This window comes from Enterobacter sp. 342 (genome assembly GCF_036663495.1).
Lineage (GTDB): Bacteria > Pseudomonadota > Gammaproteobacteria > Enterobacterales > Enterobacteriaceae > Enterobacter.
Genome location: NZ_JAWUEI010000010.1, coordinates 69493 through 85346 on the forward strand (window position 1 = coordinate 69493; position 15854 = coordinate 85346).

General features: G+C 53.7%; 14 protein-coding genes. 5 read left to right on the forward strand and 9 right to left on the reverse strand.

Annotated elements, in window-relative coordinates:
* Nucleotides 1-94 precede the first annotated feature (94 nt).
* From V6E55_RS10425 to pepA, 3 genes are all read right to left on the reverse strand, one after another.
* Nucleotides 95-2950 (reverse strand): valine--tRNA ligase, encoded by a 2856-nt coding sequence (locus tag V6E55_RS10425; RefSeq protein WP_316942764.1) that lies wholly within the window; start codon nt 2948-2950, stop codon nt 95-97.
* Nucleotides 2950-3393 carry a DNA polymerase III subunit chi gene (holC, locus tag V6E55_RS10430; RefSeq protein WP_008502815.1) on the reverse strand — a complete coding sequence of 148 codons (444 nt, stop codon included), beginning with the start codon at nt 3391-3393 and terminating at the stop codon, nt 2950-2952. Before holC ends, V6E55_RS10425 begins: the two co-directional genes overlap by 1 nt.
* Before the next feature lie 118 nt (nt 3394-3511).
* A complete protein-coding gene (pepA, locus tag V6E55_RS10435; protein WP_114978859.1) occupies nt 3512-5023 on the reverse strand; it encodes a leucyl aminopeptidase in 1512 nt (503 codons plus the stop codon).
* 267 nt (nt 5024-5290) lie between these two features.
* Here pepA and lptF point away from each other — a divergent pair, with 267 nt between their 5' ends.
* From lptF to mtgA, 5 genes are all read left to right on the forward strand, one after another.
* Complete coding sequence (lptF, locus tag V6E55_RS10440; protein WP_114978858.1) at nt 5291-6391, forward strand: LPS export ABC transporter permease LptF; 1101 nt, start codon at nt 5291-5293, stop codon at nt 6389-6391.
* Entirely contained in the window at nt 6391-7473 is a 1083-nt protein-coding gene (gene lptG / locus V6E55_RS10445) for an LPS export ABC transporter permease LptG (RefSeq protein WP_129994885.1), read from the forward strand. Before lptF ends, lptG begins: the two co-directional genes overlap by 1 nt.
* 135 nt (nt 7474-7608) lie before the next feature.
* Complete coding sequence (gene arcB, locus V6E55_RS10450; RefSeq protein WP_129994886.1) at nt 7609-9942, forward strand: aerobic respiration two-component sensor histidine kinase ArcB; 2334 nt, start codon at nt 7609-7611, stop codon at nt 9940-9942.
* Nucleotides 9943-10174: 232 nt separating this feature from the next.
* Nucleotides 10175-10828 (forward strand): isoprenoid biosynthesis glyoxalase ElbB, encoded by a 654-nt coding sequence (gene elbB / locus V6E55_RS10455; RefSeq protein WP_316942799.1) that lies wholly within the window; start codon nt 10175-10177, stop codon nt 10826-10828.
* The gene (mtgA, locus tag V6E55_RS10460) at nt 10825-11559 is read left to right on the forward strand and encodes a monofunctional biosynthetic peptidoglycan transglycosylase (RefSeq protein ID WP_114978854.1); all 735 of its coding nucleotides are present in this window, start codon (nt 10825-10827) and stop codon (nt 11557-11559) included. Before elbB ends, mtgA begins: the two co-directional genes overlap by 4 nt.
* Nucleotides 11560-11589: 30 nt before the next feature.
* Here the strand turns inward: mtgA and npr are convergent, their stop codons facing one another.
* The 6 genes from npr to lptB all read right to left on the reverse strand — a co-directional run bounded on the left by npr (nt 11590) and on the right by lptB (nt 15849).
* The gene (gene npr / locus V6E55_RS10465; protein WP_003861872.1) at nt 11590-11862 is read right to left on the reverse strand and encodes a PTS phosphocarrier protein NPr; all 273 of its coding nucleotides are present in this window, start codon (nt 11860-11862) and stop codon (nt 11590-11592) included.
* Nucleotides 11859-12713, reverse strand: coding sequence for an RNase adapter RapZ (gene rapZ, locus V6E55_RS10470; RefSeq protein WP_047347692.1), 855 nt, complete (start codon nt 12711-12713; stop codon nt 11859-11861). Before rapZ ends, npr begins: the two co-directional genes overlap by 4 nt.
* Nucleotides 12714-12758: 45 nt before the next feature.
* Nucleotides 12759-13250 carry a PTS IIA-like nitrogen regulatory protein PtsN gene (gene ptsN, locus V6E55_RS10475; protein ID WP_063862166.1) on the reverse strand — a complete coding sequence of 164 codons (492 nt, stop codon included), beginning with the start codon at nt 13248-13250 and terminating at the stop codon, nt 12759-12761.
* An 82-nt stretch (nt 13251-13332) separates the two neighbouring features.
* A complete protein-coding gene (gene hpf / locus V6E55_RS10480) occupies nt 13333-13620 on the reverse strand; it encodes a ribosome hibernation promoting factor (protein WP_008501444.1) in 288 nt (95 codons plus the stop codon).
* A 22-nt stretch (nt 13621-13642) separates the two neighbouring features.
* Nucleotides 13643-15076: an RNA polymerase factor sigma-54 gene (rpoN, locus tag V6E55_RS10485; RefSeq protein WP_114978853.1), complete on the reverse strand. Its 1434-nt coding sequence runs from the start codon at nt 15074-15076 to the stop codon at nt 13643-13645.
* 47 nt (nt 15077-15123) lie between these two features.
* Nucleotides 15124-15849, reverse strand: a complete 726-nt coding sequence (gene lptB / locus V6E55_RS10490; RefSeq protein ID WP_114978852.1) for an LPS export ABC transporter ATP-binding protein — start codon at nt 15847-15849, stop codon at nt 15124-15126.
* Nucleotides 15850-15854 lie beyond the last annotated feature (5 nt).

The following is a 15854-nucleotide window of genomic DNA, read 5'->3' on the forward strand; positions in this document are numbered from 1 at the left end:
AACTGCTGTTAATAGCACCGCAGAAAGGGGAGTGCAAGCGACGAGTTTTCAGGAAGGTTACCCCTTACGCCCTGAAGCGTAAGGGGTAAAAGCATTACAGGGCGGCAATCACTGCCTGCTGCTCAATCAGTTTGGTCTTCGCATCGGCGAAAGCAACCAGACGCTCACGCTCTTTGGCGATGACCGCTTCCGGCGCGCGGGCCACAAAGCCTTCGTTCGCCAGTTTGCTTTCGATTTTGCCGATTTCCACGTCGACTTTCGCCACTTCTTTCGCCAGACGAGCCAGCTCAGCGTCTTTGTCGACAAGACCTGCCATCGGGATCAGCAACTCTGCGCCGTCGATGATTTTGGTCACGGATACCGGACCTTTATCATCCGCAGGCAGCACAGTGATGCTTTCAAGACGTGCCATGGTTTTCAGGAAGGTGTTGTTCTCGGTGACACGACGAACAGCAGCTTCACTGCAACCACGCAGCAGCAATTCCAGCGGTTTACCCGGGGCGATGTTCATTTCTGCACGGATGTTACGTACAGCAACGATCGCCTGTTTCAGCCATTCGGTATCAGCCGCTGCGGCTTCATCAACACGGGCTGCATCGAATTCCGGGAACGGCTGGAGCATGATGGTGTCTGCGTTGATACCCGCAATGACCTTCACACGCTGCCAGATGGTTTCGGTGATGAATGGAATGATCGGATGCGCAAGACGCAGCAGACCTTCCAGCACGGTAATCAGCGTGTTACGCGTACCGCGTAGTTCCGCTTCCGAACCGCCGTTCATCACTGGCTTCGCCAGCTCCAGGTACCAGTCACAGAACTGGTTCCAGGTGAATTCGTACAGGATGCCTGCCGCGATATCGAAGCGGTAGCTGTCCAGCGCTTCGCGGAATGCTTTCACTGTCTGGTTGAATTCCGCCAGGATCCAGCGATCCGCCAGAGACAGGATCATCTCACCACCGTTAAAGCCGCAATCCTGATCTTCGGTGTTCATCAGCACGAAACGGCTGGCGTTCCACAGCTTGTTACAGAAGTTACGGTAACCTTCCAGACGTTTCATGTCCCAGTTGATGTCACGGCCAGTAGAAGCCAGTGCCGCCAGGGTGAAACGCAGGGCGTCAGTACCGTGAGGTTCGATCCCGTTCGGGAACTGTTTCTCGGTACGCTTGCGGATTTTCTCAGCCAGCTGCGGCTGCATCATATTGCCGGTGCGTTTTTCCAGCAGCTCTTCCAGGGAGATACCGTCGACCATATCCAGCGGGTCAATAACGTTGCCCTTGGATTTCGACATCTTCTGGCCTTCGTCGTCACGGATCAGACCAGTCATGTAAACGGTATGGAACGGAACCTGAGGTTTACCGTCTTCATCTTTGATGAAGTGCATGGTCATCATGATCATGCGGGCAATCCAGAAGAAGATAATGTCGAAGCCGGATACCATCACGCAGGTCGGGTGGAACTGACGCAGTGCGTCGGTGTTTTCTGGCCAGCCGAGGGTGGAGAAGGTCCACAGCGCGGAAGAGAACCAGGTATCCAGCACGTCTTCGTCCTGGCGCAGCGCAACGTCAGCGCTCAGGTTATTTTCCTGACGCACTTCGTCTTCCGTACGGCCAACGTAGACGTTACCTTCGTTGTCGTACCACGCCGGGATACGGTGACCCCACCACAGTTGACGGGAGATACACCAGTCCTGAATATCACGCATCCAGGAGAAGTACATGTTTTCGTACTGCTTCGGCACGAACTGGATACTGCCGTTTTCAACCGCTTCAACAGCCGGTTTCGCCAGCACATCAGCACGCACGTACCACTGGTCAGTCAGCATTGGCTCGATAACCACGCCACCACGGTCGCCGTACGGCACGGTCAGGTCGTGAGGCTTGATCTCTTCCAGCAGGCCGAGTGCGTCAACGGCAGCCACAATCGCTTTACGCGCGGCAAAACGTTCCATTTTCTGGAATTCTGCCGGGATAGCGTTTGAGTAAACGTCAGTTTCTTCGCCTTTGGTATCGTACACTTCTGCGCTTTCACGGATATCACCGTCGAAAGTCAGAATGTTGATCATTGGCAGGGCGTGACGACGACCGACTTCATAGTCGTTAAAGTCGTGCGCCGGGGTGATTTTCACACAGCCGGTGCCTTTTTCCATGTCGGCGTGTTCATCGCCCACGATCGGAATACGACGGTTAACCAGCGGCAGCACCACAAATTTGCCGATCAGATCTTTATAACGTGGATCTTCCGGGTTAACAGCCACGCCGGTATCGCCCAGCAGGGTTTCCGGACGGGTCGTTGCGACCACCAGGTAATCTTTACCATCGGCGGTTTTGGCACCGTCAGCCAGCGGATAGCGGATATGCCACATGGAGCCTTTAGACTCGCGGTTTTCCACTTCCAGGTCAGAAATTGCGGTGCGCAGTTTCGGATCCCAGTTTACCAGGCGTTTGCCACGGTAAATCAGGTCTTCTTTATACAGACGGACGAAGACTTCTTTAACGGCGTTGGACAGGCCTTCATCCATGGTGAAGCGCTCACGCTCCCAGTCCACGGAGTTGCCAAGACGACGCATCTGACGGGTAATGGTGCCGCCAGATTCCGCTTTCCATTGCCAGATTTTGTCGATGAACGCGTCGCGACCGTAGTCGTGGCGAGTTTTACCTTCTTCCGCGGCAATTTTACGTTCAACCACCATCTGGGTCGCGATACCCGCGTGGTCAGTACCCGCTTGCCACAGGGTATTTTTGCCCTGCATGCGCTGGTAGCGGATCATGGTGTCCATGATGGTCTGCTGGAAAGCATGACCCATATGCAAACTGCCGGTGACGTTCGGCGGCGGGATCATGATGCAGAAGGACTCTTTGCTTTCATCGCCGTTAGGCTTGAAATAGCCCTGCTGTTCCCAGTGCTCGTAAAGCGGCTGTTCGATATCGCGTGGGTTATATGTCTTTTCCATTATTTCCAGGTTGCCGTATTCAGGTTAAAACCAGCCAGGCGGTACGCTTTGTAGCGTTCGCGCGCCAGTTGTTTCAAAGATTCTTCGTAAGGGACAAAGTCTACCACTTCTGTGAAAGCGGTGGCAAAATCTGCAAAATCTATCCGCAGGCTAATCAGAATATCGCGCGCACTGCTGTTGCGCTTTTGCGGCCAGGCAATTTCGACCGGAGCACCGCCGCGCGGACCTTCGCCCGACAGGTTATGCGGCACAAAACTCTCCGGCGGGCGTGCCCACAACGCTTCATCAAGCCGTATAGCCTGCTGTTCATCTTCGCAGGCAATCAAAACGCGCTTGCCTGCTCGCCAACGTTCTGCGGCAATTTCACACACCAGTTGTTCAACAGCGCTAAGGCCATCCTGATGGGTGTCGTTGTCCAGAAGGTAGAACGTTGCATTCTTCATATATGGGGCTTCTTGTCGTGGATTTAAATGCAAAGCCGGGTGGCGCTACGCTTACCCGGCCTACGGTTGAGTGACGTTGTAGGCCGGGTAAGGCGAAGCCGCCACCCGGCGTTTTACATCACTCGTCGCCGTTAAAACCCGCACGGTTCAGCAGGAACTGCGACAACAGCGCCACTGGACGACCGGTTGCACCTTTGGCTTTACCGGAACGCCATGCGGTGCCCGCGATATCCAGGTGTGCCCAGTTGTACTTGCGGGTGAAGCGTGCCAGGAAGCAACCTGCGGTGATAGCACCGCCAGGACGGCCGCCGATGTTCGCCATATCCGCAAAGTTAGACTCCAGCTGTTCCTGATACTCATCACCCAGCGGCAGACGCCATGCGCGGTCACCGGCTTGCTCTGAAGCACCAATAAGCTCATGTGCCAGCGGGTTATGGTTCGACATCAGTCCGGTAATGTGATGACCCAGCGCGATCACGCAGGCACCGGTCAGGGTAGCCACGTCGATGACCGCTTCAGGTTCGAAACGCTCAACGTAGGTCAGCACGTCACACAGCACCAGACGGCCTTCGGCGTCGGTGTTCAGAACTTCAACCGTCTGGCCAGACATGGTGGTCAGGACATCACCCGGACGATAAGCGCGACCGCCAGGCATATTTTCGCAGCCTGCCAGTACGCCAATAACGTTAATCGGCAACTGAAGTTCTGCGACCATACGCATCACGCCGTATACGGCTGCTGCGCCGCACATGTCGTATTTCATCTCGTCCATGCCTTCGGCAGGTTTGATCGAGATACCGCCGGAGTCGAAGGTCAGGCCCTTGCCGACGAGCACGATTGGGCGTGCATCTTCAGACGGGTTGCCCTTGTATTCGATAACTGACATCAGGGATTCGTTCTGAGAGCCGTTACCAACGGCCAGATACGAGTGCATCCCCAGCTCTTTCATCTGCTGTTCGCCGATAACGCGAGTGATGACATTCTTACTGTAGGTATCAGCCAGCTGGCGCGCCTGAGAAGCCAGATACGCGGCGTTACAGATATTAGGCGGCATGTTACCGAGATCTTTCGCCGCCTTAATGCCAGCCGCTATCGCCAGACCGTGCTGAATAGCGCGCTCGCCGCTGGTCAGCTCACGACGGGTAGGCACGTTGAAGACCATTTTACGCAGCGGGCGACGCGGCTCGCTTTTATTGGTCTTCAGTTGATCGAAGCTGTACAGGCTCTCTTTTGCTGTTTCGACAGCCTGGCGCACTTTCCAGTAGGTGTTACGGCCTTTGACGTGCAGTTCTGTCAGGAAGCAGACAGCTTCCATTGAACCGGTATCATTCAGCGTATTGATCGTTTTCTGAATCACCTGCTTATACTGGCGTTCATCCAGCTCGCGCTCTTTACCGCAGCCAATCAGCAGAATGCGCTCGGACAGTACGTTCGGAACATGGTGCAGTAACAGCGTCTGCCCAGGTTTGCCTTCCAGTTCGCCACGGCGCAGCAGGGCGCTAATGTAGCCGTCACTGATTTTATCGAGTTGTTCGGCGATCGGGGAGAGTCGGCGTGGTTCAAAGACGCCCACAACGATGCAGGCACTCCGCTGTTTCTCCGGGCTACCGCTTTTTACACTGAACTCCATGCACTACGCTCCTGAATCTTAAAGACAACGGCGGCAGCTACAGATAGAATTGAAAGCTTTCGTAACTCATGTCCGCTGTTGTGGTGACTTCGTGTTAATCTTACGTTATTACGGTTTCGACACGTCAGAAAAAAGTCCTGAAGCGTGAATCCGCCGGGTGTTTTAATCTTAGCGATGATTTCGACGACTCAAGAGAATAAATGACGTTTAAGCCATGAAACAAGCGATTTTCCAGCAAAGAGACGGGTTTTTACGGGCGTATTTAAAGTGATAATCATAAGATATCTGGTGCGGGAGACGCTCAAAAGCCAACTGGCGATCCTCTTCATCCTGCTGCTGATTTTTTTCTGTCAGAAGCTGGTTAAGATCCTCGGTGCGGCCGTTGACGGCGAAATTCCAACGAATCTGGTGCTTTCCCTGCTTGGTTTAGGGATCCCGGAAATGGCGCAGCTTATCCTGCCGCTAAGTCTATTCCTTGGTCTGCTCATGACACTTGGTAAGCTCTACACCGAGAGTGAAATCACGGTGATGCATGCCTGTGGTCTGAGCAAAGCCGTGCTGGTGAAGGCCGCGATGATACTGGCGCTGTTCACCGGTATCGTTGCTGCGGTGAATGTGATGTGGGCAGGTCCCATGTCTTCCCGTCATCAGGACGAAGTGCTGGCCGAAGCGAAAGCAAACCCCGGGATGGCTGCATTAGCCCAGGGGCAGTTCCAGCAGGCGACTGACGGTAACTCCGTGCTGTTTATTGAGAGCGTTGACGGCAGTAAATTCAACGACGTATTCCTGGCGCAGCTGCGCACGAAAGGTAATGCACGTCCGTCGGTGGTCGTCGCCGACTCTGGCCAGCTTGCTCAACGCAAAGATGGTTCGCAAATTGTGACGCTGAATACAGGTACCCGTTTTGAAGGTACCGCGATGCTGCGTGACTTCCGTATTACGGACTTCCAGAACTATCAGGCCATTATCGGTCATCAGACTGTGGCGCTCGATCCATCGGATACCGAGCAAATGGACATGCGTACGCTGTGGAATACCGATACCAACAGAGCGCGGGCTGAGTTCCACTGGCGAATTACTCTCGTCTTCACCGTGTTTATGATGGCATTGATTGTGGTTCCGCTGAGCGTGGTGAACCCTCGCCAGGGACGTGTGCTCTCCATGCTACCGGCGATGCTGCTGTACCTGGTCTACTTCCTGCTGCAAACTTCGATTCGCTCAAACGGTGCTAAGGGTAAGCTGGATCCTATGGTCTGGACCTGGGTCGTCAACAGCTTGTACATCTTACTGGCGCTGGGATTAAACCTGTGGGATACGGTGCCAGTGCGCCGCATACGTGCCCGATTCTCGCGTAAAGGAGCCATCTAATGCAGGCGTTTGGCGTTCTTGATCGCTATATCGGTAAAACCATTTTTACCACCATCATGATGACGTTGTTCATGCTGGTGTCGCTCTCCGGCATTATCAAATTTGTCGATCAGCTGAAAAAAGCCGGGCAGGGGAGCTATGACGCGCTAGGCGCGGGGATGTACACCTTACTCAGCGTGCCGAAAGATGTGCAGATCTTCTTCCCGATGGCAGCCCTGTTAGGTGCGCTGCTGGGTCTGGGGATGCTGGCCCAGCGCAGCGAGCTGGTTGTTATGCAGGCATCGGGTTTTACCCGTATGCAGGTTGCGCTGTCGGTAATGAAAACCGCGATCCCTCTGGTGTTGCTGACCATGGCGATTGGCGAGTGGGTGGCGCCGCAGGGTGAACAGATGGCGCGTAACTATCGTGCTCAGGCGATGTACGGTGGTTCACTGCTCTCGACGCAGCAAGGATTATGGGCGAAAGATGGTAAAAGCTTCGTCTACATCGAACGTGTAAAAGGTGATGATGAGCTGGGCGGCGTGAGTATCTACTCCTTCAACGACCAGCGCCGTTTGCTGTCAGTCAAACACGCCTCATCGGCGAAGTTTGACCCCGAACATAAGCAGTGGCGTTTGTCACAGGTAGATGAGTCTGACCTGACAAACCCGAAACAGATCACCGGTTCTCAGACGGTATCTGGCACGTGGAAGACGAACCTCACGCCGGATAAGCTTGGGGTTGTGGCACTGGATCCTGATGCGCTTTCTATCAGTGGTTTACATAACTATGTGAAATACCTGAAGTCGAGCGGACAGGATGCCGGACGTTATCAGCTCAACATGTGGAGCAAAATCTTCCAGCCAATGTCCGTGGCGGTGATGATGCTGATGGCGCTGTCGTTTATCTTCGGCCCGCTGCGTAGTGTGCCGATGGGCGTACGCGTCGTAACCGGTATCAGCTTCGGCTTTGTATTCTACGTTCTCGATCAGATCTTCGGCCCGTTGACGCTGGTTTACGGCATCCCGCCTATTATTGGTGCGTTGCTGCCAAGCGCCAGTTTCTTCCTGATCAGCCTCTGGCTACTGCTGAAACGCTCCTGATTGACCTCTCCTCGCTTCCGGCTAACCGGGAGCGAGGCTAATCTCCTGTTTCATCCTGCACTTTTTCTCACAACCTTCAACGCCCCGCCGCGAATTTGAGTATTATTGAGCGATAAAGTCGTGAAGGGATCCTCTATGAAGCAAATTCGAATGCTTGCCCAGTACTACGTCGACCTGATGATGAAGCTCGGGCTGGTGCGTTTCTCCATGCTACTTGCGCTGGCGCTGGTCGTTCTGGCGATTGTCGTGCAGATGGCCGTTACCATGGTTCTTCATGGTCAGGTCGAGAGTATCGACGTCATCCGCTCCATCTTCTTTGGCTTGCTCATTACCCCCTGGGCGGTCTATTTCCTCTCCGTGGTGGTTGAACAACTGGAAGAGTCCCGTCAGCGCTTGTCAAAACTGGTCGATAAACTGGAAGAGATGCGCGAGCGCGACCTGAAGCTCAATGTCCAGCTCAAAGACAACATTGCACAGCTGAACCAGGAGATTTCAGATCGTGAGAAGGCGGAAGCCGAGCGTCAGGCCACGCTGGAGCAGCTTAAAATCGAAATGAAAGAGCGCGAGGTCACGCAGATCCAACTTGAGCAGCAATCCTCTTTCCTGCGTTCGTTCCTCGATGCTTCACCGGATCTGGTTTTCTACCGTAACGAAGACAAAGAGTTCTCCGGCTGTAACCGGGCGATGGAGCTGCTGACCGGGAAAAGTGAAAAGCAGCTGATTCACCTGAAACCTCAGGATGTCTATTCTGAGGAGGCGGCGGCCAAGGTCATGGAGACAGATGAAAAAGTCTTCCGCCACAACGTCTCGCTGACCTATGAACAGTGGCTGGATTACCCGGACGGGCGCAAAGCCTGCTTTGAGATCCGTAAAGTGCCGTACTACGACCGCGTCGGGAAACGTCATGGCCTGATGGGCTTTGGTCGTGATATTACCGAGCGTAAGCGCTATCAGGATGCCCTTGAGCGCGCCAGCCGCGATAAGACCACCTTTATCTCCACCATCAGCCACGAACTGCGTACGCCTCTTAATGGCATTGTTGGGCTGAGCCGTATTTTGCTGGACACCGATCTGACCGCGGAACAGGAAAAATACCTCAAAACTATCCATGTCTCGGCGGTCACGCTGGGTAATATCTTCAACGATATTATCGACATGGATAAGATGGAGCGCCGTAAAGTCCAGCTGGATAACCAGCCTGTTGATTTCACCAGCTTCATGGCCGATCTGGAAAACTTGTCCGGTCTGCAGGCGCAGCAGAAAGGGCTGAGTTTTGTTATGGAACCCTCCCTGCCACTGCCGCATAAAGTGGTCACGGACGGTACGCGCCTGCGCCAGATCCTGTGGAACCTTATCAGTAACGCCGTGAAATTTACCCAGAAGGGGCAGGTTGCGGTGCGCATCCGCTATGACGAAGGTGACATGCTGCACTTTGAGGTGGAAGACTCCGGGATTGGTATTCCACAGGAGGAGCAGGACAAAATTTTCGCGATGTACTACCAGGTGAAAGACAGCAACGGCGGGAAACCCGCCACCGGTACAGGTATTGGCCTGGCGGTATCTAAACGGCTTGCGAAGAGTATGGGTGGGGACATTACGGTAACCAGCCTGGCGGGCAAAGGCTCGACCTTCACGCTGACGGTACATGCGCCAGCGGTGGCTGAAGAGGTTGAGGATACCTTTGAAAACGACGATATGCCGCTGCCAGCGCTGCACGTCCTGTTGGTGGAAGACATCGAGCTGAACGTAATTGTGGCTCGCTCTGTGCTGGAAAAACTGGGTAACAGTGTGGATGTGGCAATGACTGGTAAAGCCGCGCTGGAGATGTTTAAACCGGGCGAATATGACCTCGTTCTGCTGGATATTCAACTGCCGGACATGACCGGGCTGGATATCTCGCGTGAACTGACGAGCAAGTATGCCGCTGATGATCTGCCGCCGTTGGTCGCGTTGACGGCCAACGTGCTGAAAGACAAAAAAGAGTACCTCGATGCCGGTATGGATGATGTGCTCAGTAAACCGCTGGCGGTGCCTGCCCTGACTGCCATGATCAAGAAGTTCTGGGATACCCGTGAAGAAGAGGAGAGCACCATGACGTCTGTTGATAGCGCAAAAGCCCAAACGATACTCGATACCGCGATGCTGGAGCAGTATATCGATCTGGTTGGCCCAAAACTGATTACCGACGGTCTGGCCGTGTTCGAAAAGATGATGCCTGGCTATCTGAGTGTGCTGGAATCAAACCTGACGGCGCGAGACCAGAAGGGCATTGTGGAAGAAGGACATAAAATCAAAGGTGCGGCTGGATCGGTCGGGTTACGCCATCTGCAACAGTTGGGACAACAGATTCAGTCACCTGATTTACCAGCATGGGAAGATAACGTTGGTGATTGGGTCGAAGAGATGAAACAAGAGTGGCAAAACGATGTTGCGGTACTTAAAGCCTGGGTCGATGCCAGAAAAAAATGACCCCGGATTAACCGGGGTGCGCGAATACTGCGCCAACACCAGGGAAATCGTGGCTGCGCCTGTTTTTTAAAGTTATTTTCGAAAGGGCACCGCCTGAAAAATTTAGGCCGCACGCAGATAAGATAGCAAATCTTAAATGGTTTGTTACATGAATCAGTGAAATGTGTGAAGCATAGCGTTTTAATCAAAATTATTAATGTGCTTCAGCGAGTTGCAGAGAAGGAACGTTATGATGAAAAAGATTGGTGTCGTGCTGAGCGGATGCGGTGTTTACGACGGTTCAGAGATACATGAAGCCGTAATTACATTGTTGGCGCTTTCCCGAAACGGAGCTGATGTTGTCTGCTTCGCGCCGGATAAAAGCCAGGCTGATGTGATTAATCATCTGACCGGTGAGCCGATGGCGGAAACTCGTAACGTGCTGATTGAAGCGGCACGCATTGTTCGCGGTGATATTCACCCTCTTAATCAGGCTAATGCTTCAGAGCTTGATGGGTTAATTGTGCCTGGCGGGTTTGGGGCAGCGAAAAACCTGAGCAGCTTTGCTTCCCAGGGGGCAGAGTGCCATGTGGATCCGGATTTAAAAGCGCTGTCATGTGCAATGCACGCTGCGGGTAAACCGCAGGGTTTTATCTGTATTGCCCCGGCGATGCTGCCGAAAATTTTTGATTTCCCGTTGCGTTTGACCATTGGGACCGACATTGACACTGCTGAAGTCGTTGAGGATATGGGCGGCGAACATGTGCCGTGTCCTGTCGATGACATTGTGGTGGACGAAGACAATAAAATTATTACCACGCCTGCCTACATGCTGGCGCAGAGTATTGCTGAGGCCGCCACGGGTATTGAAAAGCTGGTGGACAGAGTGCTGGTGCTTACTGAATGAGTCGTAAGCTGAGTCCCGGTGCAGGAATAAAGCGTGTTCTGCTGAGAGTCCTGCTTTTACTGGCTGTCTTCTGGGGCGGCGGGATCGCGTTATTCAGCATCGTACCGGTCCCTTTCTCTGCTGTGATGGTCGAGCGCCAGGTTGGTGCATGGCTTTCCGGAGATTTCCGTTACGTTGCACATTCCGATTGGGTGAGCATGGACGACATCTCACCGTTCATGGGGCTGGCGGTTATCGCAGCGGAGGATCAGAAATTCCCGGAGCACTGGGGGTTTGATGTGGCGGCCATTGAGAAGGCGCTTGCCCATAACGAACGCCACGAAAACCGCGTACGCGGTGCGTCAACGCTGTCGCAACAGACGGCCAAAAATCTGTTTCTTTGGGATGGTCGAAGCTGGGTGCGAAAGGGGCTGGAAGCGGGATTGACCCTGGGGATGGAAACGGTCTGGAGTAAACGACGCATTCTGACTGTCTATCTCAATATCGCTGAGTTTGGCGACGGTGTATTTGGCGTGGAAGCTGCAGCGCAGCGTTATTTCAATAAACCTGCCAGTCGCCTGAGTATGTCAGAAGCGGCACTACTCGCCGCCGTCTTACCAAATCCCATCCGCTTTAAAGCCAGTGCACCGTCAGGGTATGTACGAAGCCGGCAGGCGTGGATTATGCGCCAGATGCGCCAGCTGGGTGGGGAGGGGTTTATGCAGCGTAATAATCTCATGCAGGGCGGGTAAGCGTAGCGCCACCCGCCAAAGGAATGAACGTTAGTCTTCGTCAAAACCGGCGTTAAACAGCGCAATCACCGCCGCCAGCGCTTCCTCTTCCTGGGGGCCGGTGGCTTCTACTTCAATCTGGCGTCCTTTGGCTGAGTCCAGCATCAGCAATGCGATCACGCTGTTCGCCTCCGCTTCGGTGCCTTCATCATTACGCAGCAGAACTTCTGCATCGAACCCCTGCATCAGCTCAAACAGTTTCATCGCCGGGCGTGCATGCATGCCCAGCTTATTGGTGATCTCAACAGTTTGTTTTACGGTCATGTTTTACGTTTTTCCAGCGTGCGATGACGGGACTGAACGTTCTTTCCGCGCGAACGGAAATAATCGGCCAGCTGTTCGGCGATGTAGACCGAACGATGTTTACCGCCGGTACAGCCAATCGCCACTGTCAGGTAGCTACGATTGTTTGTCTCCAGCATAGGTAACCATAGCTCAAGGTAGCTTCGCGTCTGGTAGATAAAATTGTGAACTTCTGTGTGTCTGTCGAGGAAGGCCGCGACGGGTTTATCCAGACCTGTCATTGGACGCAGTTTCGGATCCCAGTGCGGGTTCGGCAGGAAACGTACATCGAAAACATAATCCGCATCAATGGGGATACCGTGTTTAAAGCCGAAGGACTCGAACACCATCGTCAGTTCACGCTCGCGTTTGCCCAACAAACGGGTACGCAGCATTTCCGCCAGCTCATGAACGGACATCTCAGAGGTGTCGACAATCAGGTCAGCACGAGAACGGAGCGGCTCCAGCAGATCGCTCTCTTCGTCGATTGCGCTCTCCAGAGAGAGGTTCTTACTGGAAAGCGGGTGCAAACGGCGGGTATCGCTGTAGCGGCGGATCAGGGTATTACGGTCTGCATCCAGGAACAGCAACTGAGGCGAGAACGCCTCGGGCAGGTTACTCATTGCCTGTTCAAAGATTTCTGGCGATTCAGGCATATTACGAACGTCGATACTGACGGCGGCAGAGGTTTGTCTTTCCGCAAGCGTGCGAGCCAGATCGGGTAACAACACGACCGGCAGGTTATCTACGCAGTAAAAACCCATGTCCTCCAGCGCACGCAGAGCAACGGATTTCCCCGACCCTGAACGACCACTGACAATCATCAGCACCATGTTCCGTTTCTCCTCAGGACAACAGATGTGAAGGCCATCTCCTGGTTATACATCATCCTGATTGCCTTCTGCTTCAGTGATAATTTGATAGAGCTCTTCATCACTTTGGGCTGAGCGCAGCCGACGGCAAATGGTTTTATCGGCCAGGCGTTTTGCGACCAGAGAAAGCGTATGCAGGTGGGTTTTCGTCTGGTCGGCAGGCACCAGCAGCGCGAAGAGGAGATCGACGGGCTGGTTATCAATGGCATCGAAGGCGATAGGGGTTTCCAGCTGCACAAACACACCGACGGCACGCAAGGTGTCTTCTTCCAGTTTGCCATGCGGGATCGCGATGCCGTTGCCGATGCCGGTACTGCCCATCTTTTCACGGGTCAGGATAGCTTCGAACACCACCTGCGGCGGCAGGCCCAGCTGTTTTGCGGCCAGTTCACTGATGATCTCCAGCGCACGTTTTTTGCTCTGGCAGTGAACTGCACTGCGGGTACATTCCTGGTTAAGGACATTGCTCAATTGAAGAGCGGAATCGTTGTTCATCATAATTTCACCTAAGCGCTAACTGTACAAATGGCCCGTTGTGTTTCACAACAGGCCGTCCTGCACCCGTTAACTGCCCGGACAATTAGTGTTGTTTCAGTTTATCTTTATGTTTATTAAGCTGTCGCGCAAGCTTATCAATCAAGCCGTCGATAGCCGCATACATGTCTTGCCCTTCCGCACTGGCATGGAGTTCACCCCCGTTGACGTGCAGGGTTGCATCCGAGATATGAGTCACTTTCTCCACTTTCAACACAATATAGACCTGATTGATCCTTTCGAAATACTGCTCGAGTTTCGCAAATTTCGCATTCACGAAGTCGCGTAAAGCCTCAGTAATTTCGACGTTTTGTCCAGTGATGTTGAGCTGCATAGTGTCTTCCTTATCGGTTGTGTCAGACCAGCTGTTTACGCTGGTTGGACGGCGGAATGGATAAAGACTCTCGATACTTCGCAACAGTACGACGTGCCACCATAATACCCTGGTCGGACAGCATGGTGGTTAACTTACTGTCACTCAGTGGCTTCGCGGGGTTCTCCGCGGCGATCAACTTCTTCACCAGTGCGCGAATTGCCGTTGACGACGCTTCACCGCCGCCCTCGGTATTAACATGGCTGGAGAAGAAATACTTAAGCTCAAAAATACCGCGTGGACTGTGCAGATACTTCTGCGTGGTGACGCGGGAAATGGTTGATTCATGCATCTCGACGGCCTGGGCGATATCCGCCAGTACCATCGGTTTCATATACTCTTCACCCTGCTCAAAGAAAGCCTGCTGCTGTTCGACAATACAGCGGCTGACGCGGAGCAGCGTATCATTTCGGCTCTCCAGACTTTTGATCAACCATCGCGCTTCCTGCAGATTGCTACGAATATATTGGTTGTCAGAGTCGTTTCGTGCGCTGGTGCACATGGAGGCATACTGCTGGTTGATTTGCAGGCGAGGGATGCTGTCAGAGTTCAGTTCAACGACCCAGCGGCCATTGTGTTTTCTGACCAGTACATCCGGGATCACATACTCAGGTTCGCTGGTCTGGATCGACTGTCCGGGGCGTGGATCGAGCGACTGGATCAGATTAACCGCTTCTTTCAGCACCTCTTCTTTCAGGCGTGTGACGCGCATCAGGGTGCGGAAATCGTGGTTAGCCAACAGATCCAGATGATCGCTGATAATGACACGCGCCTCATCGAGCCATGGCGTCTCTTTGCTGAACTGAGAAAGCTGGATCAGCAGGCAGTCGCGCAGATCTTTTGCCGCCACACCGACCGGATCGAAACGCTGGATACGCTTCAGAACCGCTTCAATCTCTTCGAGTTCAATCTCTTCGTCGCCCATGCTTTCCAGAATATCGTCCAGCGTGACGGTCAAATAGCCCGTGTCGTCAACGGCATCGACAATTGACGTGGCAATCGCGCGGTCGGTATCGGAGAACGGAGTCAGTTCCACCTGCCACATCAGATAATCCTGTAGCGACTGGGTGGTTTCTCCCTGATAGACCGGTAGCTCATCGTCCTGGTAGTCTGCACGCGTACCGGAAGGGGTTCCGGCGGTGTAGATTTCATCCCAACTGGCATCCAGCGGAAGCTCGTCCGGCATCTCTTTTTGTTCGAGTGCATCAGCGGTATCGAGCGCTTCTGTATCCTGCGATTGCTGGGTATCTACCTCGTCATGAAGATCGGTTTGTTCCAGCAATGGATTGCTGTCCAGCGCTTGCTGGAGCTCCTGCTGGAGTTCTAACGTGGACAGTTGCAACAGGCGAATTGCCTGCTGTAGCTGCGGCGTCATCGCCAGTTGTTGGCTGAGCCTTAATTGCAAACCTTGCTTCATGTTCAGAGCATTTTTCTCCGGTTCGGCGTTACGTTACCTCTACCCTATCAGAGTCTGAAGTCTTCCCCAAGATAGACGCGCTTAACATGATCATCTTCGAGGATCTGCTGCGGTGTACCGTGGGCGATCAGATTGCCCTGGCTCACAATATAGGCGCGTTCACACACGGCCAGCGTTTCACGCACGTTGTGGTCGGTGATCAGCACGCCAAGCCCGCTGTCACGCAGGTGTTCAATGATACGTTTAATGTCGATAACGGAGATTGGGTCAACACCCGCAAAGGGTTCATCCAGAAGGATAAACTTCGGATTTGCGGCCAGCGCGCGCGCAATCTCAACGCGACGGCGTTCCCCCCCTGACAACGCCTGACCGAGGCTGTCGCGCAGGTGTTCAATGTGGAACTCTTCCATCAGTTCGTTGGCACGATCCTGACGCTGTTCGCTGGTCAGGTCGTCACGAATTTGCAGGACCGCCATCAGGTTATCGTAAACGCTAAGACGGCGGAAAATAGAAGCTTCCTGCGGCAGATAGCCGATCCCGCGACGCGCGCGCGCGTGCAACGGCAGAAGACTGATATCTTCATCGTCAATAACAATGTTGCCGGCATCGCGCGGTACAATGCCAACGACCATGTAGAAAGTGGTGGTTTTACCCGCACCGTTAGGGCCAAGCAGGCCCACAATTTCGCCGGAGTTGACGGTCAGACTGACATCTTCTACGACACGGCGGCCCTTATAGGCCTTCGCGAGATTTTTTGCAGTTAATGTTGCCATAACGA